The sequence below is a fragment of the Massilia sp. FBCC-B171 genome (assembly GCF_059134155.1).
This window is the reverse complement of record NZ_CP101443.1, coordinates 5,047,824-5,068,763: the sequence shown is the minus strand read 5'-3', so window position 1 is coordinate 5,068,763 and position 20,940 is coordinate 5,047,824. Positions and strand designations below refer to the sequence as shown.

Sequence of the window (20,940 nt, the reverse complement as noted above, 5' to 3'; positions counted from 1 at the left end):
TAACCACCGGGTCGCCCCGGTGGTTTTTTATTGCGCCTTTCGTAGGTGGGCAATTGTGCCCACGCGGTGCAACGCTCGCAAATCGATACGCGTTTTCGACCTGCATACGCCGTACACCGTCATTCATGTGGGCGACAACTCAGAACGTGTGACGCACACCCATGTTAAACGCCCGGTCGCCGGTGCCGGCGTCGGTGTTGTTGGCCACCGTATAGCCGGCGCCGTTTTTGTTCACCGTGTGGCCGTAGACCGTGTAGATCGACGAGCGCTTCGACAGGCTGTACAGGTAGCCGATGCCCCAAGAACGCGCATCCTGGTCAAAACTGGTCCGGTCGTCCTTGCGCATCACCGTGGCGACGACATTGCCAGGACCGACAGGCGCAATCACGCCCAGCAGGACCTCGTTGCCGTCGGTCGACGCCGTCGGCCTGCGGAAGCCGTAAGGATTGTTGGCGTTACCGAGCGGCGAAGCATTGAAGCCCTTGTCGGCGCTGAAGGCGGCATACAGCTTGACGATCTTGAAGTCGTAGTTCGCGGCGATCAGCTTGTTGCTGGCGTTGCCGCGCACGACCGCGGGCACGCCGGGGGCGGCAACGACGTCCGAGTTCTTGTGGTTGTAGGCCGCGCGCACGTTCAGCGGCCCTTTGACATAGCCCACCGATGCGCCCATGTTGCGGCCGGCCTCGCTGTCGCCGGCCTGCTCGCCGAAGGCGTAGGCGATATCGGCCGTGAAGCCGCTGACGGTCGGCGTCGTGTATATCACGGTATTGCTGGTGCGGACGTTGGCGCCGAAGTCAGGGAACACGTTCTTCGAGCCGCCTGCATAGCCGGTATTGAACGGATCGCCGACCTGGGCCAGCGCCTGGTGCCATGGCGTGTACTGGCGGCCGATGGTGACCATGCCGGCCTTGCCCTTGATGCCGACGAAGGCCTGGCGGTTGAACATGGTGCCGGCCGCATCGACTTCGCCGGTGTCGATCTTGGTGCCGTTCTCCAGGGTGAACAGGGCCGTCATGCCGTTGCCCAGATCCTCGGTGCCGCGGAAGCCGATGCGCGAGGCCGAGCCGATGCCGCTGCCGATCTTGGTGACGCTGCCGGCCACGCCGCCGCGTTCGTGCAGCACGCCGGCGTCCACGATGCCGTAGATGGTGACGTTGGTCTGCGCATGGGCCGCACCGGTAATGAGTGCGAGGGCTGCTGCGGCGATGATGGTCTTGGTCATGCTGTCTCCTGGTTGTGGTGGCCGATGGCCTGTTTGTAATTCTATTGCACTTTGTTCCGGTTCAAGCCTGCGTCAATGCGCCGTCCCTTACCCGCCAGAGTGCCAGCGGGTTGGTGTCCTGCAGCTCGGGCGGCAGCAGCCAGGCTGGCAAATCCTGGTAGCTGACCGGGCGCAGGAAGCGGTCGATCGCGCCCGCACCGACCGAGGTGCTGCGGCTGTCCGAAGTGGCCGGGAAAGGGCCGCCATGAACCATCGCGTGCGCGACCTCGACCCCGGTCGGGAAACCATTGGCCAGCACGCGGCCGGCCTTGCGTTCGAGGACAGGCAGCAGCGCCAGGGCCGCGTCGCGGTCGGTCTCATTGAGGAACAGGGTCGCGGTCAGCTGGCCGTCGAGGTGCTCGGCGATCTCGCGCAACTGGGCGCTGTCGCGGCAGCGGATCAGCAGCGAGGCCGCACCGAAGATTTCGTCTTCCAGCGCCGGATTGGCGAGGAAGGTGGCGGCATCGGTGGAGAACAGCGCCGGCTGGCCGGCGCATGCGCCCGTGCCGCACGCGCCGCGCGCCAGCAGTTCCACGCCCGCTTCCTGAACTGACCCCATAAAGTTGGACGGTTAAATCTAGTCAGCTGCAAAGGGCTGGGTTCTGTATTGAACAGGACTCAGCCCTTTTAGCTTCATCTTGATGCGGTCGTAATTGTAGTAGCGGATGTAGTTCTTGAGACCGGTTTGCAGTTCGTCGACGCTGCTGAATTTGTTCAGGTAGAAAAACTCCGACTTCAGCACGGCAAAGAAGCTTTCCATGGCGGCGTTGTCCAGGCAGTTCCCCTTGCGTGACATGCTCTGCTCGACGCTCTTCTGCCTTAAGGCCCGTTGGTAGGCCGACATTCGATACTGCCACCCTTGGTCCGAATGCAAGATCGGCTGGTCTCCCGGGTTGAGCTTTTTCAGCGCCTTTTTGAGCATGCTGCCTACCAGGCTAAATTCAGGCCGCTTGGCGGTCTCGAAAGCGATGATCTCGCCGTTGTACAAATCCATGACCGGGGACAAATACAATTTTTCGCCGGCCACATTGAACTCGGTGACGTCAGTCACCCATTTCTGATTGATGCACGTGGCCTCGAAGCGCCTTTGCAGAACATTTGGCGCAGCACTGCCCACTTCTCCTTTGTACGAGCGGTATTTCTTGGGTCGAACCAGTGACTTCAGGCCGAGCTTACCCATCAGGCTTTGCACCGTCTTGTGATTGACCTTCGTACCAAGCTGTCGAATGGCTGCCGTCACGCGCCGGTAGCCATAGCGCCCTTTGTGGCGGGCGAAGAGCGTACCGATCTGCGTTTTCAAGGCTTCGTACTTATCGCCCGTCTGAGCTATTTTCTGTTGATAGTAGAAGGTGCTGCGCGCCAAACCAGCCAGCTTCAGCAGGCCGGCAAGAGGGAAGTGTCGCCTCAGTTCAATGACTACTTGCGCTTTTTGCGCGTTGTCGTCCGCTGCTGTTGCTGCGCTTGAACCAAGGCTCTCAACTTTTTTAGGTAAGCTACCTCCATGCGCAGCTGGTTCACCTCAGCGACCAACTCTTCATGGGTACGGCCAGCTGCATCAGGCAGCGCTTCTGTTTTTGTATCCGGCACTTGAGGCATTTTCTTTGAACGGCCGCGCTTGCGCGGCGTCAGCGTTTCTAGACCGCCCGCATCATAACAGCGCTTCCATCGTCCGATGCATCCAGCGCTGCGAATATTGAATAACGCAGCAGCCTCCGCATTAGAAAGCTCATCGGCCCGCATGCGCTGTATCACTTCAAGTCGGAACTGTGCACTGTAATGGCTGAACTTCTTCTTCAGCCCATCAGCCCCATGGGCGCGGTACAGCTTCACCCAAGTCTCCAGGCTCTTGCGTGGGACATCGTGCAACTCGGCCAGCCGCTGATACCCCATCGTCCCGTGCAGATACTCGCGGACGACTTTGAGCTTGAGTTGCTCATCGTATTTCGTCATGAAAAACCCCCAAAAGTTGTGTCCAACTTTTGGGGGTCAGTTCATTCCTTGCCGAGCTTCTCGACGCCGCTATTGAAAGCGCTGTGGATGCCGGGCGTGAGCATGGTGGCGCCGACCTTGCCCTGCAGGGCCGCGGCGGCCGCACTCGTAAAAGTGTTCAGGTCTTCGCCTTCGAGCGCGATCACGAGGCCGGGATTGGTGCAGAACTGGCCGGCGCCGAGCGTCAGCGAATCGACGAAGCCGGCGGCGATGCGCGCCGCGCCTTCGGCCAGGGCGCCGGGCAGCAGGAAGACCGGATTAATGCTGCTCATCTCCGCATACATGGGAATCGGTTCGGCACGTCGCGCCGCGGCCTGCACCAGCGCCAGGCCGCCCTGGCGCGAACCGGTGAAGCCGACCGCCTTGATGGCCGGATGCGACACCAGTGCCTGGCCGATGGTGCGTCCGTCGCCATGCAGCATCGAGAACACGCCTTCGGGCAGGCCGCATGCGGCAACCGCCGCCTGGACGGCCTTGCCGACCAGTTCCGAGGTGCCGGGGTGGGCGCCGTGCGCCTTGACCACGGCCGGGCAGCCGGCCGCCAGGGCCGAGGCGGTGTCGCCGCCGGCGACGGAGAAGGCGAGCGGGAAGTTACTGGCGCCGAAGACGGCCACCGGGCCCAGGGCGATCTTGCGCAGGCGCAGGTCGGGGCGGGGCGGGGCGCGTTCCGGCAGGGCCGCGTCGAGCGCGGCGCCGAGCCAGCGGCCATCGCGCACGACCTTGGCGAACAGGCGCAGCTGGTTCACGGTGCGGCCACGTTCGCCTTCCAGGCGCGCCTGCGGCAGGCCCGATTCCAGCGTCGCGCGCTCGATCAGCGCCGGGCCGATGGCGAGGATGTTCTCGGCGATCTGTTCGAGGAATTGGGCGCGCTGTTCGAGGCTCGTTGCGCGCCAGGTGTCGAAGGCCTGGTCGGCAAGCGCGCAGGCACGCTCGACGTCGTCGATGGTGGCGGTGCCGAAAGCCGGCTCGATCTCGCGGCCGGTGGCCGGATCGACGGCGCGAAATGGTGCGGCGGTTCCTGCCTGGGCAGAGGAGCCGATCAGGAGCTGGCCGGTGAGTGTGGTCGTCATAGCGTGTACCTCTTTTGATGCGGGAACGGCGCGCCAGCGGGAGTGCATGGCGCGCCGACAAGGATGCCGCGTGGCTTATTGCGGGCCGAGCTTCTTGATCAGCGCATCGAGCTGTTCGCATTCCTGCGGGTTCAGGTCGATCAGCGGCGTGCGTACCGGACCGGCCGTGTGGCCGACCAGGGTGGCGCCGGCTTTCACGATGCTCACCGAGTAACCCGCTTTCTTGTTGCGGATGTCGAGGTAAGGCAGGAAGAAATCGTCGATCAGGCGGCCCTGGGTGGCGAAGTCGTCGGTGCGAACAGCTTCGTAGAACGCCATCGCGGTCTTTGGAATGAAGTTGAACACGGCCGACGAATACACCGGCACGCCGAGCGCCTTGTAGGCCGCCGCATAGACTTCTGCGGTCGGCAGGCCGCCCAGGTAAGTGAAACGGTCGCCCAGCTTGCGGCGGATGGAGACCATCGATTCGATCTCGCCGATGCCGTCCTTGAAGCCGATCAGGTTCGGGCAGCGGTCGGCCAGTTTCAGGAGCGACGCGGCGTTGAGCTTGCAGCGGTCGCGGTTGTAGACGACGACGCCGAATTGCACCGAGTTGCAGACAGCGGCAACGTGCTCGACCAGGCCGTCCTGGCTCGCTTCGGTCAGGTAGTGCGGCATCAGCAGGATGCCGTGCGCGCCGAGGCGTTCGGCTTCCTGGGCGTAGGCGATCGCGGTGCGGGTCGGGCCGCCGGCGCCGGCCAGGATCGGCACCTTGCCGCGGCAGGTCTCGACAGCGACCTTGACCACTTGCGTGTAGTCCTCGGGCGTGAGCGAGAAGAATTCGCCGGTGCCGCCGGCGACGAACAGGGCCGAGGCGCCGTAGGGCGCCAGCCACTCGAGGCGGTCGGCATAGGCGGCCGGGACGAAATCGCCCTTGGCGTCGAAGTCGGTGATCGGGAAGGACAGCAGGCCGGAAGAGAGAATCTGTTTCAGGTCGTTAGGAGTAAACATGTCGGGTCCGCCATTGTTGATGTCGAGGAAGGGCAAAGCAGTCAATGGACAACCTCACCAGTTATCAGTCATCATACAACACAAAATAAGTGATCGCAACCGCCCAGTTCGACATCTACAAAAGAAACGACAGCCCCGGCGCACGCGGGGCGGCAGGCTTATTGGACAGTGCCTTCGATCAGTTCCTGCGCCCGGCGCAGGCGTTCGCGGCTGTTGCTGAGATGGGTGCGCATCGCGGCGCGCGCCGATTCCGGATCCTTGCGGGCAATCGCGCTGTAGATATCCTCGTGCTCGTTGATCACCCGCTCCATGTAGGCGACCGGATCGTCCTTTGCCAGGCGCGCGGAATTGACGCGCGAGCGCGGGATGATGTTCAGGCCGAGGTGGCTGAGGATGTCGTGGAAGTAGCGGTTGCCCGACGACTGCGCGACCAGCAGGTGGAACTGCAGGTCCGAGGGCACGGTTTCATCGCCGCTGCGGGCGCTGGCCTGGAAGCTGTCGAGCGCCGCGCGCAATTGTGCCAGCTGGTCGTCGCTGCGGCGGCTGGCGGCCAGCGCGGCCGCTTCGGTTTCCAGGCTGATGCGCAGCTCGAGGATGGCCACCAGGTCGCGCACCGTGATGACGGTATTCGGGTCGAGGCCGAGGGTATTCGCAGCGGCCGGCTCGAGCACGAAGGTGCCGATGCCGTGGCGCGTTTCGACCAGGCCCGCCGCCTGCATGTGCGAGATCGCCTCGCGCACGACGGTGCGGCTCACGCCCAGCAAACGCATGATCTCCGACTCGGTCGGCAGCTTGTCGCCCGGCTCGAGCGACCCGTCGCGGATGCTGTCGCTCAGGTGCGCGACCACGCCTTGGGCGAGGTTGCGATGCTTTTTCGGCGGAACCAGGGGGAAGGGCTGAGAAGTCATGAACGCCGGCGTCGAAGGAGTGTTTGGGGGTGGTGATTTCGTGCGCATTATACTATGACGTAGGTTGTCTGATGACAGATGTAAGGTGCTGATGAACGAGAGTTACCCAGGAGGCGGAAACGATTTTAAACTGAGCGGTTAAGACATAAGGCACTCCGGTCCATGATGGGCCAGAGGGTCTGGTGGAATGTAAAAACCTTAAAATCGCCCGTTTGGAGGAGCAACTGCGCGCACTTGCAGGCTTAGCACTACCAGCAGAGATCCTTCGTCCTGAATAGCACCAAACCTCATATACTGAGCATTAACGAACGGTCGCTATCGGCCAGAAGTGAACGCTTGACGTCGGAATTGAGGCTGGCGCCTCAGTTATGCAAACTCTTCAAAACCGGTCGGTAATCCGTTACTGAGCTGTCATCGAGCAGCGATATTACTTGGAGTCACGAATCCGAATGCAGCGCACACTCTTGGCATGGATACCGATCTTGGGATTAGCGCTAATTCAACTTATTCCTAGTTCATATTGGTGCGCACTCATCGAGCCTGGTAGCAAAGAATTCGCATGCGGCTACGAGTACGCCCACGTAAGGGTCAAGCTAGCTGTGGATGCGTACATGTTGTTTAGTGTGATCGCTTTTGTCGTGTCGATTTGGTATGCATATCAAAAGCGCCTGTCAAAGGTTGGGATCGTCGGCGTGGTTATTTCTGCTCTGCTCGCTGTCGTTCTTGTTTGGACCAAGATTTCCTATGGAAACATCGACTCACCTTGATTCAAAGATCGGCGGCGCATGCAGCAATGTCCGCAATGGGTCGCCAGGAGCGGACTAAAACTATAGACAACTGTGAGCGGCAAATGAGCGACTGGATGAAGTCTGGATGTTCCTCATGTAGGAGCGGAGTCCTGTCCGGGGCCTACTCGTCAGATGTGGCAACGCGGCATGGACAAGAGTTAAGCCCTCCGACATTTATGTACCGTTCAATCCAAGCACAAGCGGGCCTGTACAGGTGCGAACGATGTGGTTCGTGGTGGCAGTTCAACGTCCGCGAGGCACACGTAGTGAGTGAACAGGAAGCGCAAGCTGTATTCGCCGACTACTTCGGTTCGGCAAGCCGGGCATGACATCAACTATGTGAGGCGTCCGCTTCGGGTCGATAACGAACGCTCCCACTAGGTCGGCAACTGCGCCTACTTCGAAGTGCCCAAGCTTTAGCTCACCAGAAGCAGCACCCACTCGCCGCCGGTCCCCGCCTAAAACGCATACTCCGCCCGCGCATACATCGTCCGCCCATTCACCCCGAACGGACAGGTCTCCCAGCAATGCGTAAAGCCCCGCTGCGGGAAGGGCGCCGCGCCCGTCGTGTCCCAGCGCGTCGGGTAGCGGTCGAACGCATTGTCCACGCCCGCGCTCAGGCTCAGGCTGCGCGTGAAGGCGTAACGCAGCGCCAGGTCGATCAGCCATTTGCCTTCCCAGGTCTGCACGAAGGGCGCGGTAAACCCCTGGCCCTGCACCTGGCCATAATAATTGGCGCGCAGGTTGGCGCCCCAGGCGCCGCGCGCGTAGTCGGCCGCCACCACATGGTGCTGACGCGGCTGGCCGCGTTCGATCAGGGTTACCTGGGCGTCGTCGAAGAGCTGGGCGCCGCTCAAGACCGGCGACGAGGAACGGCGCGCTTTCACACGGGTACGGTTCAGGCCCAGCTGCCCCGACAGCTTTAGCGTGCCCGCGGCCAGGTGGCGGGTCGTGTGCTCCGCCACCACGTCCAGGCCCACCGTGCGCGTATCGATCGCGTTGGTGAAGAACTGCGCCTGGCCCACGCGCAGCGGGTCGAGGATGGCGCGGATCGGGCCGGCGCCGGCTTCCGGCGTGACCGTGCTGGAGAAGACGATGCGGTCATCGATGTCGGTGCGGTACAGATCCGCCGTCACCGAAAAGTTGGAGACGGGACGCAGCACCATGCCTATGCTGGCGCTGCGCGAGGTCTCATCCTTGAGCGGGGCGATCCCGAAAGCCCGGGTGACGGCGCTGCCTTCACGCGCGGTCAGAGTCTCGGTCAGCTCGCCCGCATTGTTCAAGTTGGTCGACACCGAGCTGTAGAACTTCTGTTGCACCGACGGCGCCCGGAACCCGGACGAGACGCTGGCGCGCACGCCGAAGGCGCGGCTCGGATCGAAGCGGGCGATCAGCTTGCCCGTCGTGGTGGTGCCGAAATCGGAATAGCGCTCGCGCCGCAGGGCCGAACCCAGCGTCAGCTGGTCGCTCCAGCGGTGTTCGGTGTCGAGGTAGAAGGCGGTGTTGTGGCGCCCCTCATCCACTTGGGTGGCCTGGGTGTAGCCGGGGAAGCCCTGGATGCCCGCCTGCGCAATGCCGCCGAGCTGGTCGCGGATGACGATCGCCGGGTTGTTCGTGCGGCCATACTGGTAGGAGACCGGCTCGCCCGCTTCGATCCGATAACTGTCGCGCCGGTATTCGAATCCGGTGGCGACGAAAATCGGCTGGCCCATGAAATACACCTGGCCCTTCAGGTCGAGATTAAAAGTCGATTGCTGGAAGCCGAGGGTGCCGGTATAGGCCTCGCGCGGCGATTCGCCGTTGACGTGGCAGGGGCAGGCGGGCTCGTACCAGTAGCTGACGTTGATCGAATTGCGTTCGTTGAATACCAGTTCGCTGCGCCCGTGATTGAAGCTGGTGTCGAATTTCCAGCCGCCGCCCAGATCGGCGCGGTAGCCGAAGGCGAGCGAAGCGTCGCGCACTTCGGTGCGGATCTGCGGCAGGAAGCCGTCCGGATACACGGCGGGCACGCTGCGCGCGTCCTCGCGCGGGCGGAAGAAGCCGGCTGCATCGCCCGTGCGTTTCGACGCGCCGCCGAACAGGTACAGCTCGCCGCCATGGCCAACCGGCAGCACGGCATTGGTCCACAGGTAGGCATCCTTGGCCAGGCTGTCGCCGATGCGCTGGGTGATGCGCGGCGGGTTGACGCGCGCGGTGTCGAGCCCGGCGCGGTTGGTCTCGCCGCGGCGGCGGCCCTCGACGGCCAGGCTGATGAAGCCGCCGTCCGCGCCCAGCGCGAAGCCGCGGTAGGCGCTGGCGCCGTAGGTATCGCCGTCGCCTTCGGCCGTGGTGCCGGCGCTGACGCCGGCCAGGCCACGGCCGGGCCCTTCTTTCAGCACGATGTTGATGACGCCGGCGATCGCATCGGACCCGTACTGGGCGGCGGCGCCGTCGCGCAGCACCTCGATGCGGTCGATGGCCGACATCGGGATTGCATTGATGTCGGTGCCGGCCGAGCCGCGGCCCACCGTTTGCTGGACGTTGACCAGCGCTTGCTGATGGCGGCGCTTGCCGTTGACCAGCACCAGCAGCTGGTCCGGGCCGAGGCCGCGCAGGGTGGCGGGGCGGATGATGTCGGTGCCGTCGCTGATGAAGGTCGTGCTGAAGATGAACGAGGGGTCGAGTTCCTGCAGTGCCTTGCCCAGTTCCAGCGTGCCGGTCGAGGTCAGGTCTTTGGCACTCACCAGGCCAACCGGCACCGCCGTGTCGAGGGCGGAGCGGGCGGCGCCGCGCGAACCCACCACGACCACTTTCTGCGCCGCTTCTTCATCGCTTACCTGCGCCCGGGCCTGGGGATAGGCCGCCAGCAGCGCGGCGGCAAGCAAACTTAATGGCAGCGTCTTGTGCATCATCGTGGTTCCCGTTGAAGAGTGTCAGTGATTGACGAATCTTGCCCGGCGTAACTCTTGCGGACTTGCGCGGCGTCAAGACCGCCGGGAACACCGCTCTGCATGTATCTAGTCGGCAACACTAAAGCAGGGAGGACGCGTATAAGCCTCGGCTACCTTCATGCGCCATGGGATCGACGGCATGGTGCATTTCAGTCCTCAGGCACTTTTATTATTGCGGCTAATACCCTTCGGCTCTTTTGCATATTATGCAAATATTATTTGCATTCAAATAACTAAACGCACCTACCTGAAATGAGGGTATATTTCCCCGCGTCAATAATGTACAGTTTCTATATTGAAATAAAAAATAGATATTGAAAGGGAGAATATGGATTTGGTCTACAAGAACGAGAAAACGCTGTTCGCGCTGATGCTCGTTTTATCGCTGCTGGCCTGGGCCGCACTGGTGGCCGGCATGGGGTTGGCGGTATTTGGCTATGCGCTGGCGTTTTTCCTGTTCTACTGTTTCGCGCAGTCCGCCCTGATTTCGTATATCAAGGGCACGGGCGTGCGCATCACCCACGAACAGTTCCCCGATCTCGAGCGCCAGATCGCGGCCTGCTGCGTCAAGCTCGGCCTGCAAAAGGAGCCGGACGCATATTTGATGCAGATGGGCGGCTCCCTGAACGCTTTCGCTACCCGCTTCCTGGGACGCGACTTCCTGGTGCTGTATTCGGATGTGGTCGATGGACTGCACGATAACCCGGACGCCCTGAATTTTTATATCGGCCACGAGATCGGCCACATCAAGCGCAAGCACCTGAACTGGGGCACGGTACTGCTGCCGGCCTCGATGCTGCCGCTGGTCGGCGCCGCCTATTCGCGCGCCCGCGAATACACCTGCGACCGCCACGGCCTGGCCGCCTGCGAGCAGCCGCTGAACGCCGAATTCGGCCTGGCCGCGCTGGCTGCCGGTGGCCGCCGCTGGCGCACGATGAATAAAAGCGCCTTCATCGAGCAGGCGCGCGAGACCGAGGGTTTCTGGATGTCCTTCCATGAACTGGTAGGCGACTACCCGTGGCTGGTCAAGCGCATGGCGGCCGTGCGTGCGCTGGCGGCCGGGCGCGAAGCCGAGCAGCCGCGCCGCCACATGCTGGCAACGCTGCTGGCGCTGTTCGTGCCGCGCCTCGGCGGCGGCGGCGCAATCGTCACGCTTGCCATCATCGGCATCCTGGCGGCGGTGGCGGTTCCCGCCTACCAGGACTATCAGCAGAAGGCGGCGGTGGCCGGTGCCTATTCGGCCGGCGTCGATGCCAGCGCCAAGGTCGAACGCTACCTGGCCGAGCAGGGCAAGATCCCGACCCTGGCCCAGGCCGGCGTGGCGAGCAGCAGCGGCAGCGTGCGCCAGGTGTCGATCGATGCGAACACCGCCGTGCTGCGCGCGGTCACCGGCATCGACGGCGACAAAGGCGCGGGCGTGCTGGTGTTCGAGCCGTCGATGGACGAGAACAAGCGCATCGCCTGGGCCTGCACGGCCGAGGGGATACGGCCGGCGGCGCTGCCGCAGGATTGCCGCTGATGGTGAAAGCACTGCTGATGGCCGCCTGCCTCTCAGGCGCATGCGGCGCCGTCCTCGCCGGCAAGGCGAGCGCGCCTCCCGCCGCGCGGGCTGTGGATGCCGATTTCGCGCGCGGGGAAGCTGTGGCAAAAGCTGATTTTGCCGCAGGGCGGGGCGGCTGGTATTTTCACTGGTATTCGAACATGCCGAACGGCCCGGATGATCCGGTGCTGGCACGGGAGCGCGATCTGTTCGTCGCGCTGCTGTACGAAAAGGGCATCGAACCGAAGAACTCCAGCACCGGCTGCATTCCGGACTCAAGCCTGCCCCGGTTCGCCGAAGGCTACAACGCGATCGCGGAGCCCCTGCTCAAGAAGAAATACGGCGCCGATTACATGATTCTGCTGAAGCAGGAAGTGGCGCGGCGCATGCAGGCGGCTCCCCAGGCTGGGTAAAAGTAAAGCTGGTAAAGCTGGGGTCAGGTCTGACATTCAGACACAAGCTCAACCATACTTTCGCCCCTGGCCCGCAACCGGGCAGTCAGTTGCCTTGGGCGGGCGGGATGTGCGGGGCCACGGCTGGGGTCGTGTCCGAATGTCAGACCTGACCCCAGCCGTTAGCCTTGCTGATCCCGCATCCACTCCTTCAACCCCTCCACCCACTTCTTGGCCGGCAGGTTCAGGCGCCGCTTGATCTCCCCCGCGCGCTCGTACAGCAGCGAGAAATCGATCTGCGGCGCATTCTTGAAGGCGATGACGACGATGTTCCCATCGTGTACCTCGGGCAGCCAGACGACAGCGTCGAAGACGTCCGTCATCGCGGCCAGGTTCTTGTCGTAGTTGCCGAATTCCCCGAACACGTTGGCGGTCATGATGCCGCCCTCGCGCAGGGAGTCGAAGCAGCCTTGATAGAACTCCGGCGTGTCGAGCACGGGGCCACGCGCGTCCTGGTCGTACAGATCGACCTGCAGGGCGTCGGCGCTGGCGTGGTTGCGTGGGTCGAGCACGAAGTCGAGCGCGTTCATCTCGCGTACGTCCAGGCGCGCGTCGTTCGGCGGCAGCTCGAACAGGGCGCGGCAGATGGCGATCACGTTCGGGTTCAGTTCGACGGCCGTGACGCGCGACTCCGGAAAGCGGCGGTAGCAGAATTTGGTCAGCGCCGCGCTGCCCAGGCCCAGCTGCACGATGTGCCTGGGCGCAGACTGGAACAAGTGCCAGGCCATCATCATCTGCACGTATTCAAGCTCGATCGCGTCGGGACGGGACAGGCGCATCGCGCCTTGCTCCCACGAGGTGCCCAGGTGCAGCGAGCGCACGCCGTCGAATTCGGTGATGGTGGCCGGCGGGTGGCCGGGTTGACTGAAGCGGGGATCGAAAGAGGACATGGCGGGGCGATCTTACCAGAGCGCCGCCTCCGCCGCGGTTCAGGGCACGCCGTTGGCGCACCATTCACGGTAGCCCGGCCGCTCGGCAAGGCGCGCCAGGTAGGCGGCCACCTGCGGGTAGTCCGGCCGCGCCATCGGCGTCATCGACCAGCGGTTCAGCGACAGGCCAATGACGATGTCGGCAAGGGTAAAACGCTCGCCCGCGACATAGGCGCCGGTGGCGGCAAGGCGTTCGTCGAGGATGCCGACGTGGCGGTTCCAGTTGCCGGCGCTCGCTGCGACCTGCGCCGGGTCGGCATGGGCGGCACTGCCGCGTACCAGCGCCATGAAGGCATAACGCCAGGCGTTGTTGAGTTCCGTGGCTTGCCAGTCCATCCATTGCTCGACCTGTGCCGCTGCGCGCGGCTCAGGCGGCAGCAGGGCCGCGTCTCCTGCGCGCCGGCACAGGTAGCGGCAGATCGTGTTCGATTCCCACAGCACGAAGTCGCCATCGACCAGCACCGGCACCATCCGGTTCGGATTGAGCGGCGCGTGTTCGTCGCTCCAGTCCTCGCGCGTAAAAGGCAGGCCCAGTTCGACACAGGTCCAGAGCACCTTGCGCACGTTGATCGAGGTGGGATTGCCGATAATCTTCAGCATGGCGTCCTTTCAGCTTGCGGTGAGTGCGGGCAGGATCATCGTCACCGCCAGGCCGCCGCCCTCGCGGTTCGACAATAAAATGCGGCCGCCGTGCGCTTCGGCGATTTCGCGCGCCAGCGCCAGGCCCAGGCCGGTGCCGCTGCGTTTGGTCGAATAGAAGGGTACCAGGGCGTTGGTCAGCACCGCCTCGTTCATGCCGCTGCCGCGGTCCAGCACTTCGATGCGCAATAGGTCCTGCACGCGCCGCACCTGCAGCTCGACCGCATCCGGGGCCGACCCCGATTCGTGCGCATTTTTCAGCAGGTTGAGCAAGGCCTGTTCGAGCTGGGCCTGGTCCAGCAGCGAGGCTTCAAGCGGCAGGTCTTCCTCCAGGCGGAAGGGGATCTGCGAAGCGAGGCGGGCGACGAAACCCTGCCAGTTGCAGCGTTCCAGGCGCGGCGTCGGCAGCTTGGCGAAGCGTGCGTAGCCAAGAATAAAACTCTCCAGGTGGCGCGTGCGCTCGCCGATGGTCTCTAAAATTTGCGGCAGGCGTTCGGTCTGGCCGCGCCGCACCAGTTCCGCGCCCGAGTGCGCCAGCGAGGCGAGGGGTGCGAGCGAATTGTTCAATTCGTGGCTGATCACGCGGATTACCTTTTTCCAGGTCTGCACTTCCTGGCGCCGCAGTTCGGCCGTCAGGTGGCGCAGCAGCAGCAGCTCGTGCTTGCGCCCGTTCAGGCTGAAACTGCTGCGCGCCAGGTGGTAGACCTGTTCGTCTTCGCCTTCGCCGGCCGTGAACAGGCCGTCGCCGCCGCGCGCCAGCGCTTCCCCGAGCGCGGGCGAGGCCTGGGCCAGCAGTTCGTCGAGCGAGTGGCCTTCCAGCTTGCGCCCGTCCGCCAGCAGCTGGCGCGCGGCCAGGTTAGCGTAGACGACGGCGCCGGCCCGCTGCGGCACGTCGGCCACCAGCAGCATCGCCACCGGGGTGTTCTGCACCATCGTGTCGAGCAGCAGTTCGCGCTGCACCAGGTCGCGCCGCTGCTCGCGCAGCACATTGCCCAGGTCATTGTGGGCGCGGATCAGGTCGGCCAGTTCGTCGTTTTGCGGCCAGTGCAGGCTGAACGAAAAATCGCCGTCGCGGTAGCTGGTGACCGTGCCCTCCAGGGCGCGAAACAGCGACAGGATCGGCTGGACCTGCGAGCGAATCGTGATTATGGCGACCGGCACCACGCAGGCCAGGCAGAGCGCGGCCGCCAGCAGCGGTCGGCCCGGGAGGAAGTGGTCGAGCGCAAGCGCGATGATGATGCCGACCGTGAGCAGGGTGCCGACCAGGGCGGAGAAGCGGGTGACGAGGGACAGGCGCATCGCGGTCGTCCGGCTTCAGGCGCGGCCGATGCCCAGGCGCTCCATGCGGCGGTATAAAGCCTGGCGCGACAGGCCGAGTTCCGCGGCGGCCTGGGAGACGACGCCGCCGGCACGGCTTAGGGCCGCAGCGATGGTCTCGCGGTCCGGCTCGGCCTCGGGCGCCTGCGGCGGCGCCGCCGCAGCCGGCAGGCCGAGGTCGGGCGCGCGGATGATGGGGCCTTGCGCCAGCAGGTTGGCGCGCGCCATCACGTTCTTCAGTTCGCGCACATTGCCCGGCCAGGCATGCGCCAGCAGGACGGCCTCGCTGCCCGGGTCGAGCTGCTTGCCGGGCGCGAGAAAATTCAGGGCCAGCGGCAGGATGTCGTCCGGACGCGCGGCCAATGGCGGCAGGCGCAGCTCGATCACGTTCAGCCGATAAAACAGGTCTTCGCGGAAGGTGCCGGCGCGGATCATCGCGGGCAGATCCGCATTCGTGGCGCTGATTACCCGCACTTTTACTTGCCGCTCGCGGTTCGAGCCGAGGCGCTCGAAGCGGCCCGTCTCCAGCACGCGCAGCAGTTTCATCTGGCCGGCCGGCGGCAGGTTGCCGATCTCGTCCAGGAACAGCGTGCCGCCATCGGCCGCTTCGAACTTGCCTTCCCTGGCCCGCGAAGCACCCGTGTAGGCGCCGGCGTCGGCGCCGAACAGCTCCGCCTCGATCAGTTCCGACGGCAGGGCGCCGCAGTTGAGCACCACGAAGGGGCCGTTCGCCACCTGCGAATTGGCCTGGATGATCTCGGCGATGCGTTCCTTGCCGGTCCCGTTCGGACCAGTGATCAACACCGGCACGTCGGCCCGTGCGACCTGGCAGGCCAGCTGCAGCACGCGCTCGGTGGCCGGGTCGGCCCAAACCAGGTTACGTAAATCGTACTGTTGTTCGAGCTCGCGCCGTTCGCGCCGCTCGCGCCCAACGCGCTGCGCCAGCGCGCGGTTCGCCTGGCCCAGTTCCACCAGGTTCGTCACGGTGGCGAGCAGGCGCTCGTCGTTCCAGGGTTTCGGCAGGTAGTCGGCGGCGCCCGCTTTCACGAGGTCGACCGCCGCATCGAGGTGGGTCCAGGCCGTCAGCAGGATCACCGGCAGGTCCGGGTACAGGCCCCGGATTCTCCGGAACAAGGCCACGCCTTCCTCGCCCGAAGTGGTGTCGGCCGTGAAGTTCATGTCCTGGATCACCAGGTCGACCGGGCTGCTGGCCAGCACGGCCAGCCCCTCCTCGGGCGAGGCCGCATGCAGCGCCGCGATGTCGTGCAGGGAGAACAGCACGTCAAGGGCGATGCCGACGGCGGCGTTGTCGTCGATGATAAGTACAGTAGGCATGGCCGTCAGGATACCATTGCTTGATTGCTTTTAGACAAGCTCAAGCGCTGCGGGTCGCCAGCGCCGGCGAGGTGCTCGCCGCGCGCCAGGCCGGCCCGTAGACGGCGATCACGCCCAACGCCCAGAACATCAGGCCGCCGGCCACCAGGTATTCCAGCGGCAGGCGCGACATCTCGAGCTTGGACACCAGCAGCTGGTTCAGCGCCACCCCGAGCAGCACGCCAGCGACCACGCCGGCGCTGGTGATCATGAAGTTCTCGGTCAGGAAGTAGCGCAGAATGTCGGTCTTCCTCGCACCGAGGGCGCGGCGCACGCCGATCTGCTTGCGGCGCTGCGTGACCCACAGGCTGGCCATGCCGACGATGCCGCTGGCGGTGATCAACAGCAGCAGCACGCTGACGGTGACGAGCATCCACGACAGCGCCACGTCGGCGCGGTAGCGCTCCTTGCGGTGCTGGTCGAGGGTGGTCGATTCCAGGATCACCGGCGTCGGCGAGGCTTTGCGCAGCGCCGCCTCGACGTCGCGGATCACGCGCTCGCGCTGGCCGGCTTCGGCGCGGACGGTGTACAGCGCGCCCGGATAACCGCCGTACATGCGCATCGGTGCAATGCTGGAGAATTCACCGCGTTCGGTCACTTCCGCGTTCTGGGTCTGCAGGCGCTCGACCACGCCGACCACGCGCACTTCGATCGCGTCCTCGCCGGTACCGAAGTACATGGTCTTGCCGGTCGCCGGCACGCCCGGCCACATCTTCTCGGCCAGTGCCTTGGTCACGATCACGTGTTTCGGGTGGAGGTCGGTATTGGCGTCGATGTCCATGTATTCGCTGGGCAGGAAGTCGCGCCCCTCGACCAGTTTCAGCTCCCAGGTTTTGACGAGCGAATCGGGCGAGAAGTAGAACGAGGACGGCGCCGTTTCGTCGATCTGCTTGCGGTCGACCGCGACGCTGTTGTTCCAGCCCGATTGCGACAGCGGGACCTGGTTGACGTTGGCGACCGCCGCCACGCCGGGCACGGCGCGAATGACTTCCGCTTCGCGCTTCTGGGTGGCCAGCTGCTGCTCGGGGCCGCCGGAAGACAGGTTGCGCACGCTGAGCGAAAACACCGATTGCTCGTGGGCGACGCCGCTCGGGCGCGCCGCGGCCTGGCGCCGCTCGCTGACGATGTGCAGCGCGTTGGCCAGGATCGCCAGGCTCAAAGCCACTTGCAGTGCGACCAGGAGCGCACCGGTCTTGTTGCGCAGGAGCGCGGACAGGATAGGACGGATTTCCATGATGTGTTCTCTCTCTTATTGCGACTTGAGTTGAAGGGCCGGCGTGACCTGGCAGGCGCGCCAGGTCGGCAGCAGCCCGGCCAGTACCGCGGCGAACACCGACATCGCAAAGGTAAAGGCAAGCATCGTCAGGTCCATGTGGGCGACCACCGCCACTTCGCTGCTCTGCATCGCGATCAGGGCCAGCGCGCCAAAGGCCAGCACCAGGCCCAGCACGCCGCCGGCCAGGCCCACCACCGCGCTCTCGATCAGGAACTGGCGGAAGATCTCGCGGCGCGAGGCGCCCAGCGCGCGGCGGATGCCGACTTCGGCGGCGCGCACCGAGAACTTCGCCAGCAGGAGGCCGATCGTGTTGACGAGGCAGAGCAGCAGGAAGCCGAAGGCGAGCCAGGCCGACAATTTGGTGTCCTTGCCGACGACCTTGCGCTCTTCCATCCATTCGTTCACGTTGAACAGGTGGTTGGGGGCGGCGCGCTTCATGCGGCCGAGTTTGCGCTGCTCGGCGGCATAGCTGTCGATATAGCTCTGCAGCTGGGCGCGCTCGCCGCTGGACGCGGTCTCGAACCAGAACTGCATCCAGGTGCAGTTCGAGCGCAGGGTACCCTGGAAGCCCGGGTCCGACCGTTCGGAGCAGTTCATGCCGCCGTTATGGGTGGTCTCGTGGCGGATCGCGCTCGCCAGGGGAATGAAGAACTCCTCGCCCTTGCCGAACTGTTCGCCGCCCACCAGCTTGTAGTAGCGCGGCTGCGGCGTCCACTTGTCGATCACGCCGACGACGGTGAACGGAAAGCCCATCACGTTGATGCGCTGCCCGACCGGGTTCGTTTCGCCGTACAGTTTTTCGGCAATCGCGCGGCTCAGCACCACCACATCGGCGCCGCGCTCGTCGTCCTGCGCGCTCCAGGCCTGGCCGCGGATGAAGGGCACATCGAACATGCCGAAGAAGTCGCGGGTCGGCGCCACGCCCTGGGCCGAGAAGGCGGGCAGATCCTTGCGCGGAGGCTCGATCGGCGCTGCGATGCCGTACAGACCGGTGCGGCGCACGCCCTGGCCGCTTTTCAGGAGGTTCATCACGTCCTGGTAGGTGACCTGGCTTTCGCGCAGTTTGTCGCCCGGCTTGTAGTTGTCGACCGGGGCCACGTCGAAGATCGGCACGAACAGGCGGTCGCTCTTGTGCGGGATCGGGTCGCCCGACATCATGTGCAGGATCGTCAGCGTCGACACGCTGGCGGCCACGCCGATGGCGAGCGTCAGCACCATCAGGGCGGTCAGGGCCGGGTTGCGGCGCAGGCTGCGCAGGCCGAGCTTGAAGTAGTAGCTGAACATGGCCGCTCCCTTATTTAACGGCAGCCACGCTGCTGGCGGCCAGGGTCGGACCCTTGCGCACCAGGTCCGACACCTGGCCGTCGATGATGTGCACGTTGCGGGTGGTGCGCACGGCCAGTTCCGGGTCGTGCGTGACCATCAGGATCGTGGTGCCGGCCGCGTTGATCTCTTCCAGCAGTTCCATCACGCCACGCGCCATTTGCGTGTCGAGGTTACCGGTCGGTTCATCGGCCAGCAGCAGTTTCGGCGAGCCGGCCAGGGCGCGCGCGATCGCCACGCGCTGCTGCTGCCCGCCCGAGAGCTCGGCCGGGAAGTGCTTCATGCGCGAGGCCAGGCCGACTTTCGCCAGCGCGTCTTCGATGCGTTCGCGGCGCTCGGCGGCATTGAAGCCGCGGTAGCGCAGCGGCACGTCGACGTTGTCGAACAGGTTCAGGTCGGGGATCAAATTAAAACCCTGGAAGATGAAGCCGAGCTTTTCGTTGCGCAGGCGCGAACGGGCGTCGTCATTCATGCCCTTCACGTTGACGCCGTCGAGCACGTACTCTCCGCTGGTGAATTCTTCCAGCAGGCCGGCGATGTTCAGGAAGCTGGTCTTGCCGGAACCCGAGGGGCCGGTGACGGTCACGAATTCGCCCTGGTTGACCTGGATCTCGAAGCCGCGCAGCGCGTGGGTCTCGATCATGTGGGTACGGTACACCTTGGAGAGGTTGGTCATGCGCAGCATGGGATGTCCTTTCAGGTTTTTGTTCGGATTGTTAATTGATCGAGACGCGATCCGCGTTCTCGAAGCTGTCGGTGCCGGCGACGACGACCTTGTCGCCGGGCTTTAAGCCAGAGACGATTTCGACGGCCGCGATGCTGGTGGCGCCCAGCTGGATCGGGGTGCGTACCGCGATGCCATCCTTGACCACATAGGCGAAGCGTCCGCCTTCGCTTTCCACGAAGGGACCGCGCGGCAGCATGAGGACGTTCGGCTTTTCTTCGATCAGGAGGCGCGCCGTGACGCGCTGGCTCTGGCGCAGGCCCTTCGGCTGCTCGCCGTTGAAGCGTACGCGCGCCAGCACCTGGTTCTTCACCACTTCCGGCGACAGGGCGACCAGCTTGCCGGCGGCCGTGCCCGAGGGCAGGGTGATTTCGGCGCTCATGCCCAGGCCCATGTCGGACACATAGGTCTCCGGTACTTCGAGTTCGACTTCCAGGCGCGACAGGTCGACCAGGGTCATCAGGGGCGCGTTGGCCGCGACCACCATGCGGTTCTGCACGTTCAGGGTGCCGATGAAGCCGTCGACCGGCGCACGCACGGTGAGCTCATCGACGCGGCGCTGGGCGTTCGCCATCGACAGGCGCGCACGCTCCATCTCGTTGCTCTTGGTGCGGATCGCCAGGGCCACGTCGTCGCCTTCCAGGCTGGCCGCCTGCGTGGCGTGTTTGGCGCGGATGCCGGCCGAGTTGAGGGCGTCCTTCGCCTTTTGATAATCGATCTTGGCGATCACGCCGACCTGGGCCACGCTCTCGTAGCGCTCCAGCGTGCGCTGGGCCGACAGGCGGTCGATCTCGGCAACGTCGGCTTCGCGCTGGGCCAGGAGTTTTTGTTTGCGCGACAGGATCTGCTGGCGCGCGACTTCGGCTTTCAGTTGTTCATACGTCGACTGCTCGCGTTTCAGCGCGTCGGACAGGTCGGGGGACTCGAGCACGGCCAGCACGTCGCCCTTCTTGACGGTGTCGCCTGCGGCCACTTTCAGGTTGACGGTGGCGGGGGCCGTGGAGAACAGGGTCGGGCTGACGGCGGCGACCACGCGCCCGTTGACGGAGGCGTCGCGCACCAGCGTGCCGCGGCCGACTTCGGCGATGCGCAGGCGGCTGGCGTTGACGGAGTGGGCGCTGTTGTTCCAGCTCGAGAACAGCAGGGCGGCGACGGCTGCCACTGCGACGGCGCCGCCGATCATGACGGCGCGGCGCCGGGTTTTTTGTCCTGGCGGGGCGGCCAGGACGGCGTCTTGTGAGGATGTATCGCGGATCATGGTGGTTTCGATAACGACGTGAATGGGGGCCTTATCGCAGGATCCGTGCCAGGAGGTAAGTGGTTGATTTGATTGATGACCGCGGGCGCGGACGGGGTGTCCGGCGTGTCCGGGGTGGGGAGGGCGTACGTACGCGGACACGGGCGTGTCCGGTTTTTTAGTGGCGGTGTGC

Annotated in this window: 16 protein-coding genes and 2 pseudogenes; 3 read left to right on the top strand and 15 right to left on the bottom strand. The window is 64.6% G+C overall.

What is annotated here, in order from left to right; translation table 11 throughout:
* Positions 1 to 139 precede the first annotated feature (139 nt).
* From NMB41_RS22985 to NMB41_RS22960, 6 genes and pseudogenes are all read right to left on the bottom strand, one after another.
* Positions 140 to 1,222 carry a porin gene (locus NMB41_RS22985; RefSeq protein ID WP_494380065.1) on the bottom strand — a complete coding sequence of 361 codons (1,083 nt, stop codon included), beginning with the start codon at positions 1,220 to 1,222 and terminating at the stop codon, positions 140 to 142.
* 61 nt (positions 1,223 to 1,283) lie between these two features.
* Positions 1,284 to 1,799: pseudogene (locus NMB41_RS22980) on the bottom strand (aldehyde dehydrogenase (NADP(+))); the annotation flags it as partial.
* Between the two features lie 39 nt (positions 1,800 to 1,838).
* Positions 1,839 to 3,211 (bottom strand): IS3 family transposase gene (locus tag NMB41_RS22975; protein ID WP_494378262.1). Its coding sequence is split into 2 segments (ribosomal slippage): positions 1,839 to 2,737 and positions 2,737 to 3,211, totalling 1,374 coding nucleotides; the frame shifts between segments, so codons are not numbered across the junction.
* A gap of 53 nt (positions 3,212 to 3,264) precedes the next feature.
* A pseudogene (locus NMB41_RS22970) lies at positions 3,265 to 4,320 on the bottom strand (aldehyde dehydrogenase family protein); the annotation flags it as partial.
* A 75-nt stretch (positions 4,321 to 4,395) separates the two neighbouring features.
* Entirely contained in the window at positions 4,396 to 5,310 is a 915-nt protein-coding gene (gene kdgD / locus NMB41_RS22965) for a 5-dehydro-4-deoxyglucarate dehydratase (protein WP_494380064.1), read from the bottom strand.
* Positions 5,311 to 5,468: 158 nt separating this feature from the next.
* Positions 5,469 to 6,218, bottom strand: a complete 750-nt coding sequence (locus NMB41_RS22960; RefSeq protein ID WP_494380063.1) for a FadR/GntR family transcriptional regulator — start codon at positions 6,216 to 6,218, stop codon at positions 5,469 to 5,471.
* A gap of 449 nt (positions 6,219 to 6,667) precedes the next feature.
* On the opposite strand from NMB41_RS22960, the gene NMB41_RS22955 reads away from it, so the two are divergent.
* Complete coding sequence (locus tag NMB41_RS22955) at positions 6,668 to 6,985, top strand: hypothetical protein (RefSeq protein WP_494380062.1); 318 nt, start codon at positions 6,668 to 6,670, stop codon at positions 6,983 to 6,985.
* 479 nt (positions 6,986 to 7,464) lie between these two features.
* Here NMB41_RS22955 and NMB41_RS22950 read toward each other — a convergent pair whose 3' ends face one another.
* Complete coding sequence (locus NMB41_RS22950; protein ID WP_494380061.1) at positions 7,465 to 9,897, bottom strand: TonB-dependent receptor plug domain-containing protein; 2,433 nt, start codon at positions 9,895 to 9,897, stop codon at positions 7,465 to 7,467.
* Positions 9,898 to 10,264: 367 nt separating this feature from the next.
* Here NMB41_RS22950 and NMB41_RS22945 point away from each other — a divergent pair, with 367 nt between their 5' ends.
* Positions 10,265 to 11,455, top strand: coding sequence for a M48 family metalloprotease (locus NMB41_RS22945; RefSeq protein ID WP_494380060.1), 1,191 nt, complete (start codon positions 10,265 to 10,267; stop codon positions 11,453 to 11,455).
* Entirely contained in the window at positions 11,455 to 11,889 is a 435-nt protein-coding gene (locus NMB41_RS22940) for a hypothetical protein (protein WP_494380059.1), read from the top strand. The genes NMB41_RS22945 and NMB41_RS22940 overlap by 1 nt, the downstream gene beginning before the upstream one ends.
* Before the next feature lie 161 nt (positions 11,890 to 12,050).
* Here NMB41_RS22940 and NMB41_RS22935 read toward each other — a convergent pair whose 3' ends face one another.
* The 8 genes from NMB41_RS22935 to NMB41_RS22900 are packed head-to-tail and all read right to left on the bottom strand — an operon-like array spanning position 12,051 to position 20,768.
* A complete protein-coding gene (locus tag NMB41_RS22935; RefSeq protein ID WP_494380058.1) occupies positions 12,051 to 12,818 on the bottom strand; it encodes a spermine/spermidine synthase domain-containing protein in 768 nt (255 codons plus the stop codon).
* Positions 12,819 to 12,857: 39 nt separating this feature from the next.
* On the bottom strand, positions 12,858 to 13,457 hold the full coding sequence (locus NMB41_RS22930; RefSeq protein ID WP_494380057.1) for a glutathione S-transferase family protein: 600 nt from the start codon (positions 13,455 to 13,457) through the stop codon (positions 12,858 to 12,860).
* Positions 13,458 to 13,466: 9 nt separating this feature from the next.
* Positions 13,467 to 14,795, bottom strand: coding sequence for a sensor histidine kinase (locus NMB41_RS22925; protein WP_494380056.1), 1,329 nt, complete (start codon positions 14,793 to 14,795; stop codon positions 13,467 to 13,469).
* Positions 14,796 to 14,810: 15 nt separating this feature from the next.
* On the bottom strand, positions 14,811 to 16,148 hold the full coding sequence (locus NMB41_RS22920; RefSeq protein ID WP_494380055.1) for a sigma-54-dependent transcriptional regulator: 1,338 nt from the start codon (positions 16,146 to 16,148) through the stop codon (positions 14,811 to 14,813).
* A gap of 40 nt (positions 16,149 to 16,188) precedes the next feature.
* Positions 16,189 to 17,421: an ABC transporter permease gene (locus NMB41_RS22915; RefSeq protein WP_494380054.1), complete on the bottom strand. Its 1,233-nt coding sequence runs from the start codon at positions 17,419 to 17,421 to the stop codon at positions 16,189 to 16,191.
* A 15-nt stretch (positions 17,422 to 17,436) separates the two neighbouring features.
* Positions 17,437 to 18,747, bottom strand: a complete 1,311-nt coding sequence (locus NMB41_RS22910) for an ABC transporter permease (RefSeq protein ID WP_494380053.1) — start codon at positions 18,745 to 18,747, stop codon at positions 17,437 to 17,439.
* A gap of 10 nt (positions 18,748 to 18,757) precedes the next feature.
* Entirely contained in the window at positions 18,758 to 19,471 is a 714-nt protein-coding gene (locus tag NMB41_RS22905; protein ID WP_494380052.1) for an ABC transporter ATP-binding protein, read from the bottom strand.
* 31 nt (positions 19,472 to 19,502) lie between these two features.
* Complete coding sequence (locus tag NMB41_RS22900; protein ID WP_494380051.1) at positions 19,503 to 20,768, bottom strand: efflux RND transporter periplasmic adaptor subunit; 1,266 nt, start codon at positions 20,766 to 20,768, stop codon at positions 19,503 to 19,505.
* Positions 20,769 to 20,940 lie beyond the last annotated feature (172 nt).

What these genes read in the sequence shown, in the direction of transcription:
- NMB41_RS22945 (WP_494380060.1), top strand. Translation starts at nt 10,265, where the DNA reads ATGGATTTGGTCTACAAGAACGAGAAAACGCTGTTCGCGCTGATGCTC.
- NMB41_RS22950 (WP_494380061.1), bottom strand. Translation starts at nt 9,897, where the DNA reads ATGATGCACAAGACGCTGCCATTAAGTTTGCTTGCCGCCGCGCTGCTG.
- kdgD (WP_494380064.1), bottom strand. Translation starts at nt 5,310, where the DNA reads ATGTTTACTCCTAACGACCTGAAACAGATTCTCTCTTCCGGCCTGCTG.
- NMB41_RS22905 (WP_494380052.1), bottom strand. Translation starts at nt 19,471, where the DNA reads ATGCTGCGCATGACCAACCTCTCCAAGGTGTACCGTACCCACATGATC.
- NMB41_RS22920 (WP_494380055.1), bottom strand. Translation starts at nt 16,148, where the DNA reads ATGCCTACTGTACTTATCATCGACGACAACGCCGCCGTCGGCATCGCC.
- NMB41_RS22940 (WP_494380059.1), top strand. Translation starts at nt 11,455, where the DNA reads ATGGTGAAAGCACTGCTGATGGCCGCCTGCCTCTCAGGCGCATGCGGC.
- NMB41_RS22985 (WP_494380065.1), bottom strand. Translation starts at nt 1,222, where the DNA reads ATGACCAAGACCATCATCGCCGCAGCAGCCCTCGCACTCATTACCGGT.
- NMB41_RS22900 (WP_494380051.1), bottom strand. Translation starts at nt 20,768, where the DNA reads ATGATCCGCGATACATCCTCACAAGACGCCGTCCTGGCCGCCCCGCCA.
- NMB41_RS22910 (WP_494380053.1), bottom strand. Translation starts at nt 18,747, where the DNA reads ATGTTCAGCTACTACTTCAAGCTCGGCCTGCGCAGCCTGCGCCGCAAC.
- NMB41_RS22935 (WP_494380058.1), bottom strand. Translation starts at nt 12,818, where the DNA reads ATGTCCTCTTTCGATCCCCGCTTCAGTCAACCCGGCCACCCGCCGGCC.
- NMB41_RS22930 (WP_494380057.1), bottom strand. Translation starts at nt 13,457, where the DNA reads ATGCTGAAGATTATCGGCAATCCCACCTCGATCAACGTGCGCAAGGTG.
- NMB41_RS22925 (WP_494380056.1), bottom strand. Translation starts at nt 14,795, where the DNA reads ATGCGCCTGTCCCTCGTCACCCGCTTCTCCGCCCTGGTCGGCACCCTG.
- NMB41_RS22955 (WP_494380062.1), top strand. Translation starts at nt 6,668, where the DNA reads ATGCAGCGCACACTCTTGGCATGGATACCGATCTTGGGATTAGCGCTA.
- NMB41_RS22915 (WP_494380054.1), bottom strand. Translation starts at nt 17,421, where the DNA reads ATGGAAATCCGTCCTATCCTGTCCGCGCTCCTGCGCAACAAGACCGGT.
- NMB41_RS22960 (WP_494380063.1), bottom strand. Translation starts at nt 6,218, where the DNA reads ATGACTTCTCAGCCCTTCCCCCTGGTTCCGCCGAAAAAGCATCGCAAC.